This window comes from Catellatospora chokoriensis (assembly GCF_011297315.1).
Classification (GTDB): domain Bacteria; phylum Actinomycetota; class Actinomycetes; order Mycobacteriales; family Micromonosporaceae; genus Catellatospora; species Catellatospora citrea.
On record NZ_JAAOTI010000001.1, the window covers coordinates 32,498 to 47,503 of the forward strand.

The 15,006-nt window shown below is 73.5% G+C and carries 15 protein-coding genes; 8 read left to right on the forward strand and 7 right to left on the reverse strand.

All coding sequences use genetic code 11. The features are described 5' to 3' along the window. Window positions 1-54 precede the first annotated feature (54 nt). Complete coding sequence (locus HAV39_RS00145) at window positions 55-600, reverse strand: SMI1/KNR4 family protein (protein ID WP_191837091.1); 546 nt, start codon at window positions 598-600, stop codon at window positions 55-57. 100 nt (window positions 601-700) lie between these two features. Further along, window positions 701-1,255, reverse strand: a complete 555-nt coding sequence (locus HAV39_RS00150; RefSeq protein WP_191837092.1) for a hypothetical protein — start codon at window positions 1,253-1,255, stop codon at window positions 701-703. A 143-nt stretch (window positions 1,256-1,398) separates the two neighbouring features. On the opposite strand from HAV39_RS00150, the gene HAV39_RS00155 reads away from it, so the two are divergent. The 3 genes from HAV39_RS00155 to HAV39_RS00165 all read left to right on the forward strand — a co-directional run bounded on the left by HAV39_RS00155 (window position 1,399) and on the right by HAV39_RS00165 (window position 5,652). Further along, on the forward strand, window positions 1,399-3,375 hold the full coding sequence (locus HAV39_RS00155) for a sensor histidine kinase (protein WP_203736652.1): 1,977 nt from the start codon (window positions 1,399-1,401) through the stop codon (window positions 3,373-3,375). Then, window positions 3,363-4,007 carry a response regulator transcription factor gene (locus HAV39_RS00160; protein WP_191837093.1) on the forward strand — a complete coding sequence of 215 codons (645 nt, stop codon included), beginning with the start codon at window positions 3,363-3,365 and terminating at the stop codon, window positions 4,005-4,007. The genes HAV39_RS00155 and HAV39_RS00160 overlap by 13 nt, the downstream gene beginning before the upstream one ends. A 70-nt stretch (window positions 4,008-4,077) precedes the next feature. Then, window positions 4,078-5,652 (forward strand): sugar ABC transporter permease, encoded by a 1,575-nt coding sequence (locus HAV39_RS00165; RefSeq protein ID WP_191837094.1) that lies wholly within the window; start codon window positions 4,078-4,080, stop codon window positions 5,650-5,652. Window positions 5,653-5,755: 103 nt separating this feature from the next. Here the strand turns inward: HAV39_RS00165 and HAV39_RS00170 are convergent, their stop codons facing one another. The 3 genes from HAV39_RS00170 to HAV39_RS00180 form a co-directional block, all read right to left on the reverse strand. After that, window positions 5,756-6,016: a hypothetical protein gene (locus tag HAV39_RS00170; protein ID WP_120320815.1), complete on the reverse strand. Its 261-nt coding sequence runs from the start codon at window positions 6,014-6,016 to the stop codon at window positions 5,756-5,758. A 341-nt stretch (window positions 6,017-6,357) separates the two neighbouring features. Continuing rightward, window positions 6,358-6,546, reverse strand: a complete 189-nt coding sequence (locus HAV39_RS00175; protein WP_191837095.1) for a hypothetical protein — start codon at window positions 6,544-6,546, stop codon at window positions 6,358-6,360. A 120-nt stretch (window positions 6,547-6,666) separates the two neighbouring features. Continuing rightward, window positions 6,667-6,813 carry a hypothetical protein gene (locus tag HAV39_RS00180; RefSeq protein ID WP_191837096.1) on the reverse strand — a complete coding sequence of 49 codons (147 nt, stop codon included), beginning with the start codon at window positions 6,811-6,813 and terminating at the stop codon, window positions 6,667-6,669. A gap of 147 nt (window positions 6,814-6,960) precedes the next feature. Between HAV39_RS00180 and HAV39_RS00185 the strand changes: the two genes are divergently transcribed. Next, window positions 6,961-7,800 (forward strand): hypothetical protein, encoded by an 840-nt coding sequence (locus HAV39_RS00185; RefSeq protein ID WP_191837097.1) that lies wholly within the window; start codon window positions 6,961-6,963, stop codon window positions 7,798-7,800. Between the two features lie 15 nt (window positions 7,801-7,815). On the opposite strand, the gene HAV39_RS00190 is transcribed toward HAV39_RS00185, so the two are convergent. Further along, window positions 7,816-8,250, reverse strand: coding sequence for a roadblock/LC7 domain-containing protein (locus HAV39_RS00190; protein ID WP_191837098.1), 435 nt, complete (start codon window positions 8,248-8,250; stop codon window positions 7,816-7,818). Between the two features lie 13 nt (window positions 8,251-8,263). Beyond that, on the reverse strand, window positions 8,264-10,678 hold the full coding sequence (locus HAV39_RS00195) for a nitrate- and nitrite sensing domain-containing protein (RefSeq protein ID WP_191837099.1): 2,415 nt from the start codon (window positions 10,676-10,678) through the stop codon (window positions 8,264-8,266). A gap of 221 nt (window positions 10,679-10,899) precedes the next feature. On the opposite strand from HAV39_RS00195, the gene HAV39_RS00200 reads away from it, so the two are divergent. From HAV39_RS00200 to HAV39_RS00215, 4 genes are read left to right on the forward strand one after another with little or no spacing between them, the layout of a single operon-like run. Continuing rightward, window positions 10,900-12,141: an ABC transporter substrate-binding protein gene (locus HAV39_RS00200; protein WP_191837100.1), complete on the forward strand. Its 1,242-nt coding sequence runs from the start codon at window positions 10,900-10,902 to the stop codon at window positions 12,139-12,141. Then, a complete protein-coding gene (locus HAV39_RS00205; RefSeq protein WP_191837101.1) occupies window positions 12,138-13,412 on the forward strand; it encodes an amidohydrolase family protein in 1,275 nt (424 codons plus the stop codon). The genes HAV39_RS00200 and HAV39_RS00205 overlap by 4 nt, the downstream gene beginning before the upstream one ends. Beyond that, window positions 13,409-14,176 carry an ABC transporter ATP-binding protein gene (locus HAV39_RS00210; RefSeq protein WP_239120924.1) on the forward strand — a complete coding sequence of 256 codons (768 nt, stop codon included), beginning with the start codon at window positions 13,409-13,411 and terminating at the stop codon, window positions 14,174-14,176. The genes HAV39_RS00205 and HAV39_RS00210 overlap by 4 nt, the downstream gene beginning before the upstream one ends. Further along, window positions 14,173-14,994 (forward strand): ABC transporter permease, encoded by an 822-nt coding sequence (locus HAV39_RS00215; RefSeq protein ID WP_191837102.1) that lies wholly within the window; start codon window positions 14,173-14,175, stop codon window positions 14,992-14,994. Before HAV39_RS00210 ends, HAV39_RS00215 begins: the two co-directional genes overlap by 4 nt. The last annotated feature ends 12 nt before the right edge of the window (window positions 14,995-15,006 follow it).

Here is a 15,006-nt window from a genome sequence, read left to right on the forward strand (position 1 = left end):
ACATCCACTGTCTGATAGTGGGCAGGACCGGCTACGCGACGGTCGCACCCGGCGTCAGGCCTCCTCCCAGTCGAGCCTGCCGTCGAGCACGGTCCGCCGGGACTTCATGAACCGGCTGCCGTACCGCATCGCCTCGTAGGTGCGCGACAGCAGCGTGCCGAGATCGGGCCAGCTCTTGGGATCGTCGCGGCCGTCCTCCGTGGACGAGACGGTGAGGTGGCCGTGCGTGTCGCTGTCGGAGTGGTCGACGACCAGGTACGCGCCCCGCCTGCCTGTGGCGACCGGCAGCCACTGCCGGTGCCAGGGGTGCCACATGGGCCGGTCCTCGTCCTCGGCGATGCGCCGCCGGGATACGGCGATCATGTCGGCCGTGCCGAGGAAGGCGAATCGCGGCGCGAGGCAGAACGGCGGCGTGGCGCGCCCTGCCCCGTTGTGCCAGCGCAGCATCTCCTCCACGTCCTTGATCAGGTCCACGCCGAGGTGTGCGCGCACCTTCGCCAGGTCTGCCGTGGTCGCGGGCGGGGGCAGGTCGCGCAGGGTCAGCGGCGCGTGCTCGGCCAGCCAGCCGTCGATCGCCGAGAGGGTTGCGGAGAACGGCATGAGGCATTGAAGCACCTCGGCGGGCGGCTGCCCGTCCCCCGTACGCCCGAGGTGCCCGGCGGTCCCCATGACCGCCGGGCACCTCTCCCCCACCCCCGGATCAGGCGACCGCGGTGACCCGGTCCTGTGCCGACGGAGCCGTGGCGAAGCCGACGCAGGTCGCCGCGATCGCGGCCAGCCAGACCAGGAACGGCACGATCAGCGGCGTGGGCGGGTTGTCGCCGCCGGAGACCAGCGCCGCGAACATGCCCAGGTAGGTGATCGCCCAGGCCAGCGGTGCCCAGCGCCGCCAGCCGGTGAGCACGCCCGCGCGGGCGATCACGATCGCCGAGGCGAAGCCGCCGACGATCTGCCCCAGGCCGCCGATCGGGTAGAACGGGTTGTCGGCGTCGCCGGTGGCGTCCTGGACCACGCCGCCGATCGCGATGCACAGGTGGCCCAGCGCCCACACCCCCAGCGCGATCTTCGCGAAGAGGCCGCGGCCGGCCGCGCCGCTGCGCAGCAGGCCGACGATGAAGGCGGCGATGCCGGTGAAACCGATCCAGATCAGGATGTCGCCGGTGCGGGACAGGCTCTCGTCGGCGAACTGCGCGATGATGCCGACCGTCCAGAACAGCGTTCCGGCCAGGCCGATCCCCGCGATGGTCTTGTTCATGGCGTCTCCCTCGTGGCGTTCGAAGCGGTTGCCGTCCCAGGGTCGCGCCGGGCCCCGGTCACGGGCATCGGAGCGACCACGGAAGGTGATGTCCGGGCCAGTACGGATGTGCGGCGGCCGCCGAGTTCCTTAGCCTGACGGGCATGTACCGACGCTGGGCCACGACCGTCGCCGTGTTCACCGTGCTGATGCTGCTGCTGGGCGGGTTCGGCCTGCTCACCCTCGGCGCCGGGGCCGGCGCGGGGGACATCGCCTGGTACGCCTCGGGGGTGGCGCTCAGCCTGCCCTCGCTGGCGCTGGGTGCGATCGTCGCGGCACGCCGCCCGGCCAACCCGGTGGGGCTGCTGCTGGCGCTCGTCGGGTTCGCGATCGGGTTCATTCCGGCGGCGGAGACGTACCTGCTGGCCGCGTACCGTCACGGGCTGCCGCTGCCGGACCTCGCGGTGTCGCTGATGCAGGGCTCGTGGACGTTGCTGTACCTGCCGGTCGCGCTGCTGATGCTGTACTTCCCCGACGGCCGGGTGCCCGGTCCCCGCTGGCGGTGGGCGCCGGTGGCGATCGTCGCGGACGTGGTGCTGTTCATCGTCGCCTGCGCGATGGACCCCGACCCGTACGCGGCCCCGTTCGCCGACGCGCCGCATGTGCTGGGCACGCTGCCCGAGGTGGCCATGGCCGGGGCGCTGGGGCTCGTGTTCGGGTTCCTCGCGCTGCTGGTCACGGCCGCGGCCGCGATGGTGGTGAAGTTCCGTCGCGCCGCCGGCGATCCGGTGCGCCGGGCACAGCTGAAGTGGTTCGCGATCGCCGCGTTCTGGCTGCCGGCGGCCCTGCTGATGTGCTGGCTCAGCTACCTGCTGCTGGACCGGCCCGGCCTGGCGATGATCGGCCTGTACGGGCTGTTCGCCACCATCCCGGTCGCCGTCGCGATCGCGATGCTGCGCCACGACCTCTACGACGTCGACAAGGCGATCAGCGCCGCCGTCACGTACGGCGCGGTCACCGCCGTGCTGCTGGGCGTGTACACGCTGGTGTCGTTCCTGGGCGGGCTGCTGGCCGGGCAGGGCGGCGCGGTCGCCGCGGCCGCCGCCACAGCCGGCTGCGCGGCGGTGCTGAACCCGGTGCGGACCCGGCTGCAGCGCTTCGTCGACGGCCGGATGTATCCGCAGCGCCGGGCCGCACTCGCGGCGGTCGAGGGCCTGCGCGAGCGCACCCACGCCGGAGCGGCCGCGCCCGAGCAGCTCCAGGCGGTGCTGCGCGGGGCGCTGCGCGACCCGCGGCTGCGGGTGGCCTACCGGGTGCCCGGCTCGGCGGACCTGGTGGACGCGGACGGCGAGACCGTGTCCACGGGTGACACGCAGGCCGTGCCGGTCATGCTGAGCGGGCAGGAGATCGGCGCGCTGATCCGCGGCGACGTCGGCTCCCCGCAGCTGCTCCGCGAGATCGCGGCGAGCTGCGCGCTGCTGGTCGAGGTGGTGCGCCTGCGCATCGAACTGGCCGGGGCGCTGCGCGAGGTCGAGTCCAGCCGCGCGCGGCTGCTCGCCACGGGCTACCGGGAGCGCCGCCGCCTGGAACGCGACCTGCACGACGGGGCGCAGCAGCGGCTGGTGTCGCTGGGCATGGGACTGCGGCTGGCGCAGCGGCACCTGCACGACGGCAGCGTCGACGTGAACGGCCTGCTCGACCAGAGCGTCGCCGAGCTGGGCACCGCCGTCGCGGAGCTGCGCGCGATCGCGCACGGGCTGCGTCCGAGCAGCCTCGACGACGGGCTCGACGCGGCCGTGCGCACCCTCGCCGGTTCGCTGACGGTGCCCGTCACCGTCGAGGTCGCCGCCGGTGACGTCTCCGACGACGTGGCGACCACGGCGTACTACGTGGTCAGCGAGGCGGTGACGAACGTCGTCAAGCACGCCGAGGCGGGCTGGATCGGCCTGCGGGTCACCAGGGCGGACCGCGAACTCGCGGTGCAGATCAGCGACGACGGCCGGGGCGGCGCCCGGCTGCGACCCGGGTCGGGCCTGGCCGGGCTCGCCGACCGGGTCGCGGCGGCCGGGGGCGCGCTGCTGGTGGACAGCGCCGCCGGGCGGGGCACGGTCGTGCGGGCGGTGCTGCCGTGCGTGTCGTGATCGCCGAGGACTCGGCGCTGTTCCGGGAAGGGCTGGCACGGCTGCTCGCGGACGCCGGCTGCACGGTCGTGGCGAAGGTCGGCGATGCAGGCGCCCTGCTGGACGCGGTCCGGGACCACGATCCCGACCTGGCCATCGTGGACATCCGGATGCCGCCCGACCACACCGACGACGGTGCGCGCGCCGCGGTGACCCTGCGCGAGCGCCATCCGCGGCTGGGCATCCTGCTGCTGTCCCAGCAGATCGAGACCCGGCACAGCGTCGGGCTGGTCGCCCGGGGCGGCTTCGGCTACCTGCTCAAGGACCGGGTGTTCGACGTCGACGACTTCCTGGAGGCGCTGCGGCGGGTGGCGGGTGGCGGCTCGGCACTCGATCCGGAGGTGGTGGCCCGGCTGCTGGCCGCACCCCGGCGCGACGACCCGCTGGCCGCGCTCACCCCGCGGGAGCGGGAGGTGCTGGCGTTGATGGCCGAAGGGCGCACCAACGTCGGCATCGCGCGGCGGTTGTGGCTCACCGACCGGACCGTGGAGACGCACGTCGGGTCGATCATGGCCAAGCTCGGCCTGGCCGCCGGGGACGAGGACCACCGCCGAGTCCTGGCCGTGCTCACCTACCTGCGCGCGTCGGCGTGACGGCGCACCGTCCATTTCGGTCGGACGAACCGGGTGCCGGCGTCAGGAGCGGGCACTAGCATCGAACACTGTGACCGAGACCGTGCCGAAGTCCCCTGACCGCACCGCGCACGTCCTGTTCGGACTACTCGCCGTCATTCCCGCGTTCGTGCTGCTGCTCAGCGGTTACGTCGTGCCCACCGTGCGGACCGTGCTGGCGAGTTTCACCGACGTCGACATGCTCGGTCGCGATGCGGAGCAGGTCGGGCTGGAGAACTACGCGGACTCGTTCCCCGACTTCGCGGCGGCGCTGGTCTGGCCGCTGGTCTCCGCCGTGCTGGTGACGCTCACCGCGGTCGTCGGCGGCGGCACGCTGGCATACCTCGCCGCGCGGGCGGGCCGGGCCGGCCGCTGGACGGTCCGCATCGCGTTCGCGCTGCCGCTGGCCGGACTGGCCACCGCGGGCGCGGCCGCCTCCTGGATGCTCACGTTCGACCGCTCCCCCGACGGGGTGAACCCGCTGCTGGCGCAGTACCTCACGTTCTTCGGGCTCGCCGTCGGGCTCGGCGCGACAGCGTTCCTGCTGGTGTTCCGGCGCTCGACCCAGCCGCGCGACACGTGGGCGGGCGCTCTGCTGGTCAGCGGCGTCCTCGCCGCATCGGCGCTGGCGATCGGCCTGCAGTCGTTCGGCTTCCCCTACGTGCTGGGCCGGACCGCCGACGGTCCGCGCTACGCCACCCCGACGGTGCTGATCTTCGACCAGGCGTTCCGAACCTTCCGGCTGGGTGCGGCCTCCGCCGTCGCGGTCCTGCTGGGGCTGCTGCTGGCGGTCCTCGGCATCGGCGTGACGGTCTGGCTCATCCTGGCCCGGACCCGGGTCGTGCCCACCGACCAGCCTGCGTCGGCGGAGCAGGGCACGGCCCCGGTGAGCACCACGGGATGGCGGGTCGCCGCCTCCGTCGTCGCCGGTGGACTGCTGTTGCTCGGCCTGGCCGGGCTCACCCCGTGGCTGCTGAACTCGGTCGGCTTCGACACCGCGGCCGTACGCGGAAGCCTGTTCACCCACCTGGCCTTCACCTGGCTGCCGCCGCTGATCTCGACGGTCGTCGGGGCGCTCGCCGCGGCCCTGGCCGGCTACGGCATCGGCGCGCTGCGGCCGCTCGGCCGCCGCAGCGAGCTGCTACTGCTGCCGTTCGCGCCGTGGCTGTTCGTGGGACTGGCCGGACTCGCACCCGACGCCTGGATGCACCGCACCGAGGACGGCAGCGCGTTCCTGTTCCTGATCCCGCCCGCGTCGCTGACGATCCCGGTGCTGTTCGGGTCGACACTGCTGTTCCGCGGCGTGCGCTGGACCCGGGCGCTGCCGGCCGTCGGGCTCGCCGCGCTGATCACGTGGGTGGTGCAGGCCCAGGACACGTTGTGGCCGATCATCGCGGGCTACGCGCCCGACAGCGCCCCGATGCAGGTCGTGGTGCTCCAGGCGATCCAGATGTTCGGTGCCCCGGACGCGGTGCCGACCGGCTGGCTGTATCCGCTGCCGGTCCTGCTCGTCGTCGCGGCCGCGGTCGCCGCGGTGCAGGTGCTGGTGCTGGACCGGCTCGCGCTGCGGACCGGCCGGGACACCGACACCGAAACACCCGCCCCGGCACCCGACGCCGGGAACTGAACGCCAACGGGCCGGTGAGGTCCAGGACCCCGCGTTTCCGCGCGGTCTGAACCTCACCGGCCCGTTGGTCGAAGCTTCCGATGTCGCGAGAATCCGCGTCGGGCTACCGACGCCCGGTCATGCTTCCCGGGCTGGCGCCCCACGGCGAGTTCGTCCCCGCCGGGCCCTTGGCCTGGCAGGTCGACGCGAAACGGTCATGGTGGTAGTCGAGCTGCTCGCTGCGCGCGCTCTCCGGAACCCGCTGCCACGCGCCGTCGCTCACGGTCCACCAGCTGCCGTCGGTCTTGGCAAAGGTGTTGATCGTGGAGGACATCGGCGTGACCAGGCCCTGCTGCCAGCGCGCAACCATCGCCTCGTGCGTCATTTCCGTCATTGAGCTCAGATCGGGACGTACAGGCGAAAGGTTGTCTGCATGCACGGCGGCATTCCTTACGACGAGACGGGGGTGTACTGGAACTATGCGCTGTGCGACGGCAAATGAGCAAGCTTTCCGCGGACCTGATGTGGTTTCGACGGCATCGCCCCGGCCCGTCGTCCCGCCAAGACGGGAGCAGGGAGCAGGGAGGCAAGTCCGCGAACCGCGCACCATTCGATTGCGGGCGATTTCATCGGGCGGCCGGGTAAACCCAGCTCCCGGCGGCACGGACGGCCGCGGGGTCCACGTCGTGGGACGGGTCGCCCGTCAGCGCGGAGACCGCGTCGGCGCTAGGCCTGCCGCCGTAGCCCGAGACGGATCAGGACCACGCCGACGACCGCGGTGACCGGGCCGATGAACGCCCAGATCTGCTGCCCGTTCATGCCGCCGGACTGGCCGAGCAGGTCCAGCCCCTGCAGGGTCCACACGATCCCCGACAGCACCAGCAGCACTCCGATTACCAGCCACATCCAGCGCATGACCACTCCAACTCGTCGACGGTGACCCGGCGCTCATCGTCGCACGAGCGCGCTCGATCAAGCGATGTGCGACGGCCGGCAGGCGGCACCCCCGCACCGCCCTGCCGCGGCGTCGCCGGCCTATGTGGTGCAGTCGATCCAGGTCCAGGAGCCGTCCGGGTTGTTCTGAAGGCACCAGTCGGCGTATGCCGGGGACGCCCCGAGTGCGAGCGCGGCCAGCAGTCCCACCACCAGCACCAGCACCGTTCTCTTGACATTGCGAACCATCGGACCACCCCTCAGCGTCACCGACGATGCACTGAACGTATGGCTTACATTTGCCTCTGTCAATAGAAAGAGGTGGGTGCCCCGCGTCGACCGGGAGGGGCAATTCGTCCCACCTCGACGCGGCAGGAGCGCGGATACGATCGCCGGATGCCCACCCTGGTACGCGATCTGGTCCCCGCCTTCCTCGACTTCTGGGCGCAGGCCGCGGACGCTCCCCCGGACCGGCAGCTCACCCTGTGGCGGGCGTACATCACCCGCCATCCCGAGGTCGTGGCCGACGCCATCCGTGGCGGCGGCGAACCGGATCCCGGACCCGCGCTCGCGCGATACCCCGAGCTGATCGACCGGATCACGGCCAACGCGGCGCTTGCCGCCGGCTGGTTCGAGCAGGCCGCCCAGCTGGTCGCCCCGGTGCTGCAGGCCGAGGACCTGACCGTGCCGTGCGTCAGCATGGTCGGCCTGGCCAGGTCGAACGGCTGGGTCAGCGAGGTCGGCGGCAGGCCCACCCTGTTCCTGGCGGTCGAGCAGGTGCCGCACGCCACCGCGGCAAGGATCCTCGCCGCGCACGAGATGGCGCACGCGATCCAACTGCCGATGCCCGCCCCGCCGTGGCCGGAGGAGGGTCCACTCGGGCACGGGATCTTCGCCGAGGGCTTCGCGACCCTGCTCACCACCGAGCTGCTGCCGGAGTACGGGCCTGCCGAGCACCTGTGGTTCGGCCCCGGCCACGAGGACTGGCTGGCCGAGTGCGAGCAGGCGCTGCCCGCCGCGCGGGCGGAGATCCTGGCGTGTCTGGACGCGACGGACCGCGACGTGCAGCGGCGCTACCTGAACCTGCACGCCGGGCACCACCTGCCCGACCGGATCGGCTACCTGGTCGGCGTCCGCGCGCTCGAGCAGCTGCGCGGGTCGTACACCTGGCCGCAGCTCGCGCGCTGGGGCACCGACCGCGCGATGGCCGAGCTGCGCCGGGTGCTCGCCGGCTGAGCGGCGTGCCGCAGCTCAGCCGATGTGCTGGATCTGCGGCAGGGACTGCTGCAGTTCGGCGCGGATCGCCGGGGTGAGCACCTCGCCGGCCTGCTTGCACAGCTTGGCCATCTCGTATCCGGCGACGCCCACGTCCGCCCCGGCGGCGGTCAGCGAGGCCAGGATCGAGCCGTCGCGGATCGGCATCACCAGCAGGAAGCCGCGGCCCATCTCGACCACGGTCTGGCGCACCGAGTCGCCGTCGAACAGCGACGCCGCGCTCTTGGTCACGCTGACCAGGCTCGACGTCACCGCCGCGAACTGGTCCGCGCTGTCGCGCGGCAGCCGGTCCGAGGCCGCCACCAGCAGGCCGTCCGACGAGACCACCACGGTGTGCACGACACCGGCCACGCGTTCGGCGAATCCGTTGATGAGCCAGTTGAAGTCACGCGCAGCTGCGCTGATCGCCATTTCCACTCTCCTGTCACTTGCCGGCCGGCTGAGTCAGCTGCCGCTCCGCCTCGGTCCGCCCCTCGGCGTCGTCCTGTTCCGGCGCGGGCGAGGCCTCCGCGCCCTGCTCCGCACCGTCCTGCGCCTCGGCCTCGGCCTCGGCCCGCCGTACACCCTGGTAGAGCCTGGTCAGCGTGTCGCCCAGCGCATCCGGGTCGGCCTCGTAGCGGGTGCTCGCGGCCTGGTTGGCCTGCGGCACCGTCCGACGGGTGCGGGCGGGCAGCCCGGCCTTGGTCAGCGTCGGCGGCTGCGGGGCGGATTCGGGCACCGGTGTGGCGGCTGCCTGCTCCTCGGGGTCGCGGGTCCACCAGATGCTGGGCGAGCGGCGCTCGGGAGCCAGCACGTCCTCGGATCGGGTCGGCACGCGGCGGCGCAACGACGACAGCGCCGCGTCGGCTTCGGGGTCGCCGGCGGGCGGCGCGGCGTCGGGCTCCTCGGCGGGGGCCGGTGCGATCAGCGCCTCGGGCAGGTGCACCCGCACGGTGACGCCGCGTACGCCGGAGGTCAGGTCAACGGTGATGCCGTGCCGCCGGGCGAGGTGTCCGACCACGACCAGGCCCATCCGCTCGGCCGCGGAGGTGTCGATGCTGACTGGCTCCGACACCTGGCTGTTGGCCTCGGCGAGCAGTTGCGCGGACATGCCGATGCCGTCGTCGGCGACGATCAGCTCGGCCGAGCCGTCCGCCAGGGCGTGGCCGCTGACCCGCACGGAGGTGTCGGGCGGGGAGAAGGCCGTGCCGTTCTCCAGCAGCTCGGCCAGCAGGTTGACCACGTCCGCGACGGCGTGGCCGACCACGTGCACCCCGTCGGGGGTGTCGTGCTGCACCCGCTGGTAGTGCTCGACCTCGGCGGTCGCCGCGAGCACGATGGTGTTGAGGTCCTTGGGCCGGTTCCAGTGCCGGGCGGTGTCGCCGCCGGCGAGCACGAGCAGGTTCTCGTCGTTGCGGCGCAGGCGGGCGGCGAGGTGGTCGAGCCGGAACAGGTTGCCCAGCTTGTCGGGGTCGACTTCGGCCGACTCCATCGTGTCGAGCAGCTGCAGCTGCCGTTCCACCAGGGTCTGGCTGCGCCGGGACAGCTTGATGAAGATCTCGTTGACGTTGCGCCGCATGCTCGCCTGCTCGGCGGCCAGCCGCACCGCGCTCAGGTGTACGGCGGTGAACGCCTCGGCGACCTCGGCGACCTCGTCCTGGGAGCCGACCACGATCGGTTCGACGTGCACCGGCGGCGCGGTCGTCGGGGACAGCCGCAGTTGCTCGATGACGCCGGGCAGCGCGACCTCGGCGACGACCAGCGCCTGGGTGCGCAGCGAGCGCAGCGTGGCGGCCATGTTCCGGCCGATCACGATGGACATCAGCACTGCCGCGAGCAGCAGCACGATGGTGACGAGCGAGCCGAACAGGGTGGTGAGCCATTGGCTGGCGCTGGCCGCGGCGACCGCTTCGGACGCGCCGGCCAGCAGATCCTGCTCGACGGTGCGCAGCTGTTCCAGTTCGGTGGTGCTGGCGGACCACCACTGTTGCGGGTCGACTCCGGACCCGGGTTCCGCGGCGTCGATCGTCTCGGCGAGCCGGTTGGCACTCCGGACGGCCTGACCGGCGACGACGTCCTCGAACCGGGAGACCTGGGCCGGGTCGGCGTCGGCGCGGAAGGAGGTGAGCGCGGCCTGGCGCTGGGCGCGGGCCTGCGCGAGGCGAGCGCCCGGCGCGGACTCGAAGGCGGCTCCGTAGCAGAGCATGTAGAGGCGCCCGCGGATCTGCGCGGTGAGCTCCTTGGCCCGCGCCAGGTTGCTGAAGCCGCGCACCTGCCGGCCCAGCGCGGCGTCGCCGCCGACGTCGGCCGGGGTGGGCAGCAGCGCGTGCAGAGCGGCGATGACACCGGTGTACGCGTCGAAGGCCGCCTGGGCGCGCAGCCAGCCACCGCCGACCCCGGCGCGCATCGGCGCCACCTGGTCGAGCCGGTCCCGGGCGGTCCGGTAGGGGCCGACCGTCGCGGGTTCGGCGGCCAGCTCCGCGGCGGCCGTGCGCCAGCGCGCCGCGGCGCGGTCGACGGCGGTGCGCTCGGGGGCCAGGGCGGCGACGTCACGGACCGGCGAGCCCCCCGCCGACAGCGAGACCAGCATGCCGACGGTGCGGTCGCGTTCGTTCTGCAGCTCGTGCACCAGAGTGGTGATCTCGTCGCCGAGGGCGACCTGACGGGAGAACGCGTCGAGGTCGGCGGCGGTGCGCACCGAGTCGGAGATCTGCATGCCCGCGACGACGAGGAAGCCCAGCAGCGGCACGGTGAGCACCGCGGCGAGCTTGGTGGGCACCCGCCAGAGCCGTGCACGCAGCGGTGACGAGCGGCGATGCGCCCCGGTCGCCCGCCCGCCGCGACGCCCTTGATCCGTCACCGGACGACCTCCGTACACTTTGCTCAGTCCACATCAGAGTGATCTAGGGTTTGCTCCGTACATCTAACCGTCGGCGTTGATGTCGCAGCAAGTACATCCGGGATGAACTTATTTAACGGAACACATACGACGCCAGGGCTTGAAACTCTCAGTCGCGCACGAAAAGATACCCCGGTCCACGATCATCGGCACTGGCAAATCCACAACGGAGCGTGCGTCCCATGAATCGGCTGCGCCTGGCGTGCTGCCTGGCCTCGGTCGCCTTGCTGACCGCCGGATGCACGACCACGACGGACACCCCGCAGCCGGCCACGGTCGGCGTGCTCGCCCCGCAGAGCGGCCCCGACGCCGGCTGGGGCGTCGAGGCCGTGAACGGCGCGCGGCTGGCCGTCGACATCGTCAACGATGACCACCCGGATCTTCCGCTGCCACTGGCCGCAGGCACCGGCCTGCCGGGGCGGAGCGGCGCGCGGCTGAGCCTGGCCGTCCGCGACACCGCGGGCGGAACCGAGGCCGCCACCACCGCGATGACGGCACTCGCCGAGCAGGAGCACGTAGCCGGGCTGGTGCTCGCCGGGTCCACGGAGCTCGCCGAGGCCGCCGCCAGCCACGCCTCGCGGCTGCGAGTGCCGCTGCTCGACGCGCGCAGCACCGACGACTTTCTCACCGAGTTGGGCATCGACTGGTACTTCCGGACCGGGCCGAGCGACAGCCGGCTCGCGGAGGCTGCGTTCGCGCTGCTGGCCCGCCGCGGCACCGACGCGGGTGGGATCACCCTGGTGACCGAGGAAGGCCGGGGCGGCTCGGCCGCGGCCGTGACGAACCTGCGCGACCTGGCCCGCCGGGCGGCCGTGCCGGTCGGCGGGGCGCTGACGGTGAAGGCGGGCGCGCCCGACACCGCGCAGCTGCGCGACCGGCTCGCCGAATCGGCCGGGCACACGGTGGTGGCGTGGGCGCAGACCGCGGCCGGCGCCCGGGCCGTCGCCGACGCCGCCGGGCAGACCGAACCGCGGCCGACGCTGTTCGGCCTGGGCCAGGGCTTCCGGCTGCTCGAACGGCCCGACAGCGGAGCCGCGCTGCTGCGGGCCGTGCCGTGGTCGGCCGACCTCGCCGGGCGCGACCCGACGGCCCGGCTCGTCGCCCAGTTGTACGAGCAGCGCTACGCCAAGCCCATGAGCGCGGTCGCCGCCGACGCGTTCACCGCGACCATGGCGCTCGCGGCCGCCGTCGACGCGGCCGGGTCCGCCGATCCCGCCGCGATCCGCATCGCGCTGCGCCGGACCTCCCTGTCGGCGGTACAGATGATCATGCCGTGGGACGGCGTGCGCTTCGGCGACGACGGCCAGAACCAGTTCGCCGCCGCGGTCGTCGAACAATGGCAGGACCGCGGCTACCGCCTGGTCTACCCGGTCGAACTCGCGTCGGCGTCGGCACGCTGGAGCAGCCCGGAGCCCAAGCCGTGACCGGCGGACCGCTCCTGCTGCGGGCCGCCGTGCTCGCCGACGGGCGCCAGGTCGACGTGCGGGTGCGGGACGGCGTGATCGCGCAGGTCGCGGCGGCCGGCACGGGCGACGCCACCGGCGCCCAGGTCGTCGACCTCGCCGGGCACCTGCTGCTGCCCGCGCCCGCGGAGATCCACGCGCACCTGGACAAGGCGTTGAGCGCCGACGCCGTGCCCAACCCGGCCGGGGACCTGTTCGGCGCGGTCACCGCCTGGCTGGCGTACCGGCCGTCGCTGACCCGTGAACGGGTCGAGAACTCGGCCCGCGCCGCCCTCGACGCCTACCTCGGCCACGGCGCGACGGCCGTGCGCACCCACGCCGACCTCGGCGAGGGCATCGGTCTGCGCGCGCTGCTGGCCGTGCTCGCGGTACGCGACCAGGCCGCCGCCCGCTGCACCGTGCAGGTCACCGCGTTCGCGGCAACACCGCTGACGGGCGCCGCCGGGGCCGCCAACCGGGCGCTGCTGGCCGATGCGCTGGCCGCGGGCGCGGACGCGGTCGGCGCGTGCCCCGGGCTCGACCCCGATCCCGCCGGCTGCATCGAGATCTGCCTGGACCTCGCGGCACGCCACGGCGTCCCGCTCGACCTGCACGTCGACGAATGGCTGCACCCCGACCCCTGCACGCTGGAGCTGCTGGCCGACGCGGTGACGGCGACCGGCTTCCCGCACGGCGTCATCGCCGGGCACTGCGTCAGCCTCGGCATGATGGCGTCCGACCGGGCCGGGCAGATCGCCGACAAGGTGGCCGGGGCCGGGATCGCCGTCGCCTGCCTGCCGCAGACCAACCTGTTCCTGCAGGGACGCGACCACGACCGGGCCGTGCCGCGCGGGCTGACCGCGCTGCGCACGCTGCGCGCCGCCGGTGTCACCGTCGCCGCGGGCGGCGACAACCTGCAGGACCCGTTCCAGCTCCTCGGCCGCGGCGACCCCCTGGAGACGGCGGCGCTGCTCGTGCTGGCCGGGCACGACACCCCCGAAACCGCGTACGACGCGGTCAGCGTGCAGGCCCGCAAGGCCGCCGGTCTGCCCCCGGTCACGGTCGTGCCCGGATCACCCGCCGAACTGCTGGCCGTGCGCGCGAGTTCGCTGCGCGAGGCCCTCGCCACCGCCACCGCCCACCGGCTGGTGGTCCACGACGGGCGGATCGTCGCCCGCACCACGGTCATCCGGCACGACCCGGACGACCACCCCGCACAGATAGACTCCGCACAGATAGGACGCACCGCGTGACCGACGACGGCAGACCCGCCCTGATGATGGAGGCGGTCGGCATGCGATATCCCGGCGGCACCGTCGCCCTCGACGGGGTGACCCTGTCCCTGGCCCCCGGCGAGTTCACGGCCGTGGTCGGGCCCTCCGGCTGCGGCAAGAGCACCCTGCTGCGGCTGGCCGCGGGTCTGCTCGCGCCGACCGCCGGCACGGTCGGCCGTGCCACCGAGCGGCTCGGCTTCGTGTTCCAGGACCCGACCCTGCTGCCCTGGCGCAGCGTGCGGCGCAACGTCGAGCTGGCCGGCGAGCTGACCGGCGTGCCCGCGCGCGAGCGCCGCGACCGGGCCGAGGAGGCGCTGCGGCGGGTGGGCCTGTCCCACGTCGCCGACGCGCTGCCCGGCACCCTGTCCGGCGGCATGCGGATGCGGGTGTCGCTGGCCCGCACCCTCACCGGCCGGCCCGAGCTGATGCTGTTCGACGAGCCGTTCGGCTCCGTCGACGAGCTCACCCGCGCCCGGCTCGGCGACGACCTGCAGGAGCTGTTCGTCGCGGACGGGTTCGCGGGGCTGCTGGTCACCCACTCCGTGGCCGAGGCGGTCTACCTGTCGCAGCGGGTGCTCGTGATGGCCGACCGCCCGGGACGGCTGGTCGGCGACGTGGCCGTGCCGCTGCCGTACCCGCGCCTGCCCGAGGTGCGCTTCTCCCCCGCCTTCACCGAACTGACCTCGCAGGTGACCGCCCTGTTGCAGGGCGGCGCCGCCGACCGGATCGAGGTCGCCGCATGACCCGTGTGCTGACCCGGCAGGCCCGCCGGCTGGCGCCGCCCACGGCGGTGGCCGCGCTCGTGCTGGCCGCCTGGTACTTCGGCAGCTACGTGCTGATCGACGTCGATCGGCGCTTCCTGCTGCCCCCGCCGCACGAGGTCGTCAAGGTCGCCTTCGGCGACCCGGCCAACGTCGCCGAACTGCTGGCCGCGTTGCAACTCTCCGCGGCGGTGGCGGTGACCGGGCTGGTCTGCGCCGCGGTGCTCGGCCTGGCGCTGGCGATCCTGATGAGCCAGGCGCGCTGGGTCGAGCGCTCGCTGTACCCGTACGCGGTGGCGCTGCAGACCGTGCCGGTCCTGGCCCTGGTGCCGCTGTTCGGGTTCTGGTTCGGCTTCGGCTTCTCCAGCCGGGTGCTGACGTGCGTGCTGATCGCGCTGTTCCCGATCGTGGCCAACTCGCTGTTCGGCCTGCGCTCGGTCGACCCCGCGCTGCACGACCTGTTCACCCTGCACCGCGCCGGCCGGCTGACCCGCCTGGTGAAGCTGCAGCTGCCCGCCGCGCTGCCGGCGATCCTCACCGGGCTGCGCATCTCCGCCGGGGCGGCGGTCATCGGCGCGATCGTCGGCGACTTCTTCTTCCAGCAGGGAGACCCGGGCCTCGGCCAGCTCATCTACGTGTACCCCCGGCGGCTGCAGTCCGAGATGCTCTTCGCCGCGGTGTTCCTCGCCTCGGCGTTCGGCGTGATCGTGTTCTGGCTGTTCGGGGTCCTCGCCCGGCGGGCCACCGCCTGGCACTCCTCGCAGCACCGCCGGCCCTACACCGGCGGCGCGGCCCGCTGACCGTCCCGCCCA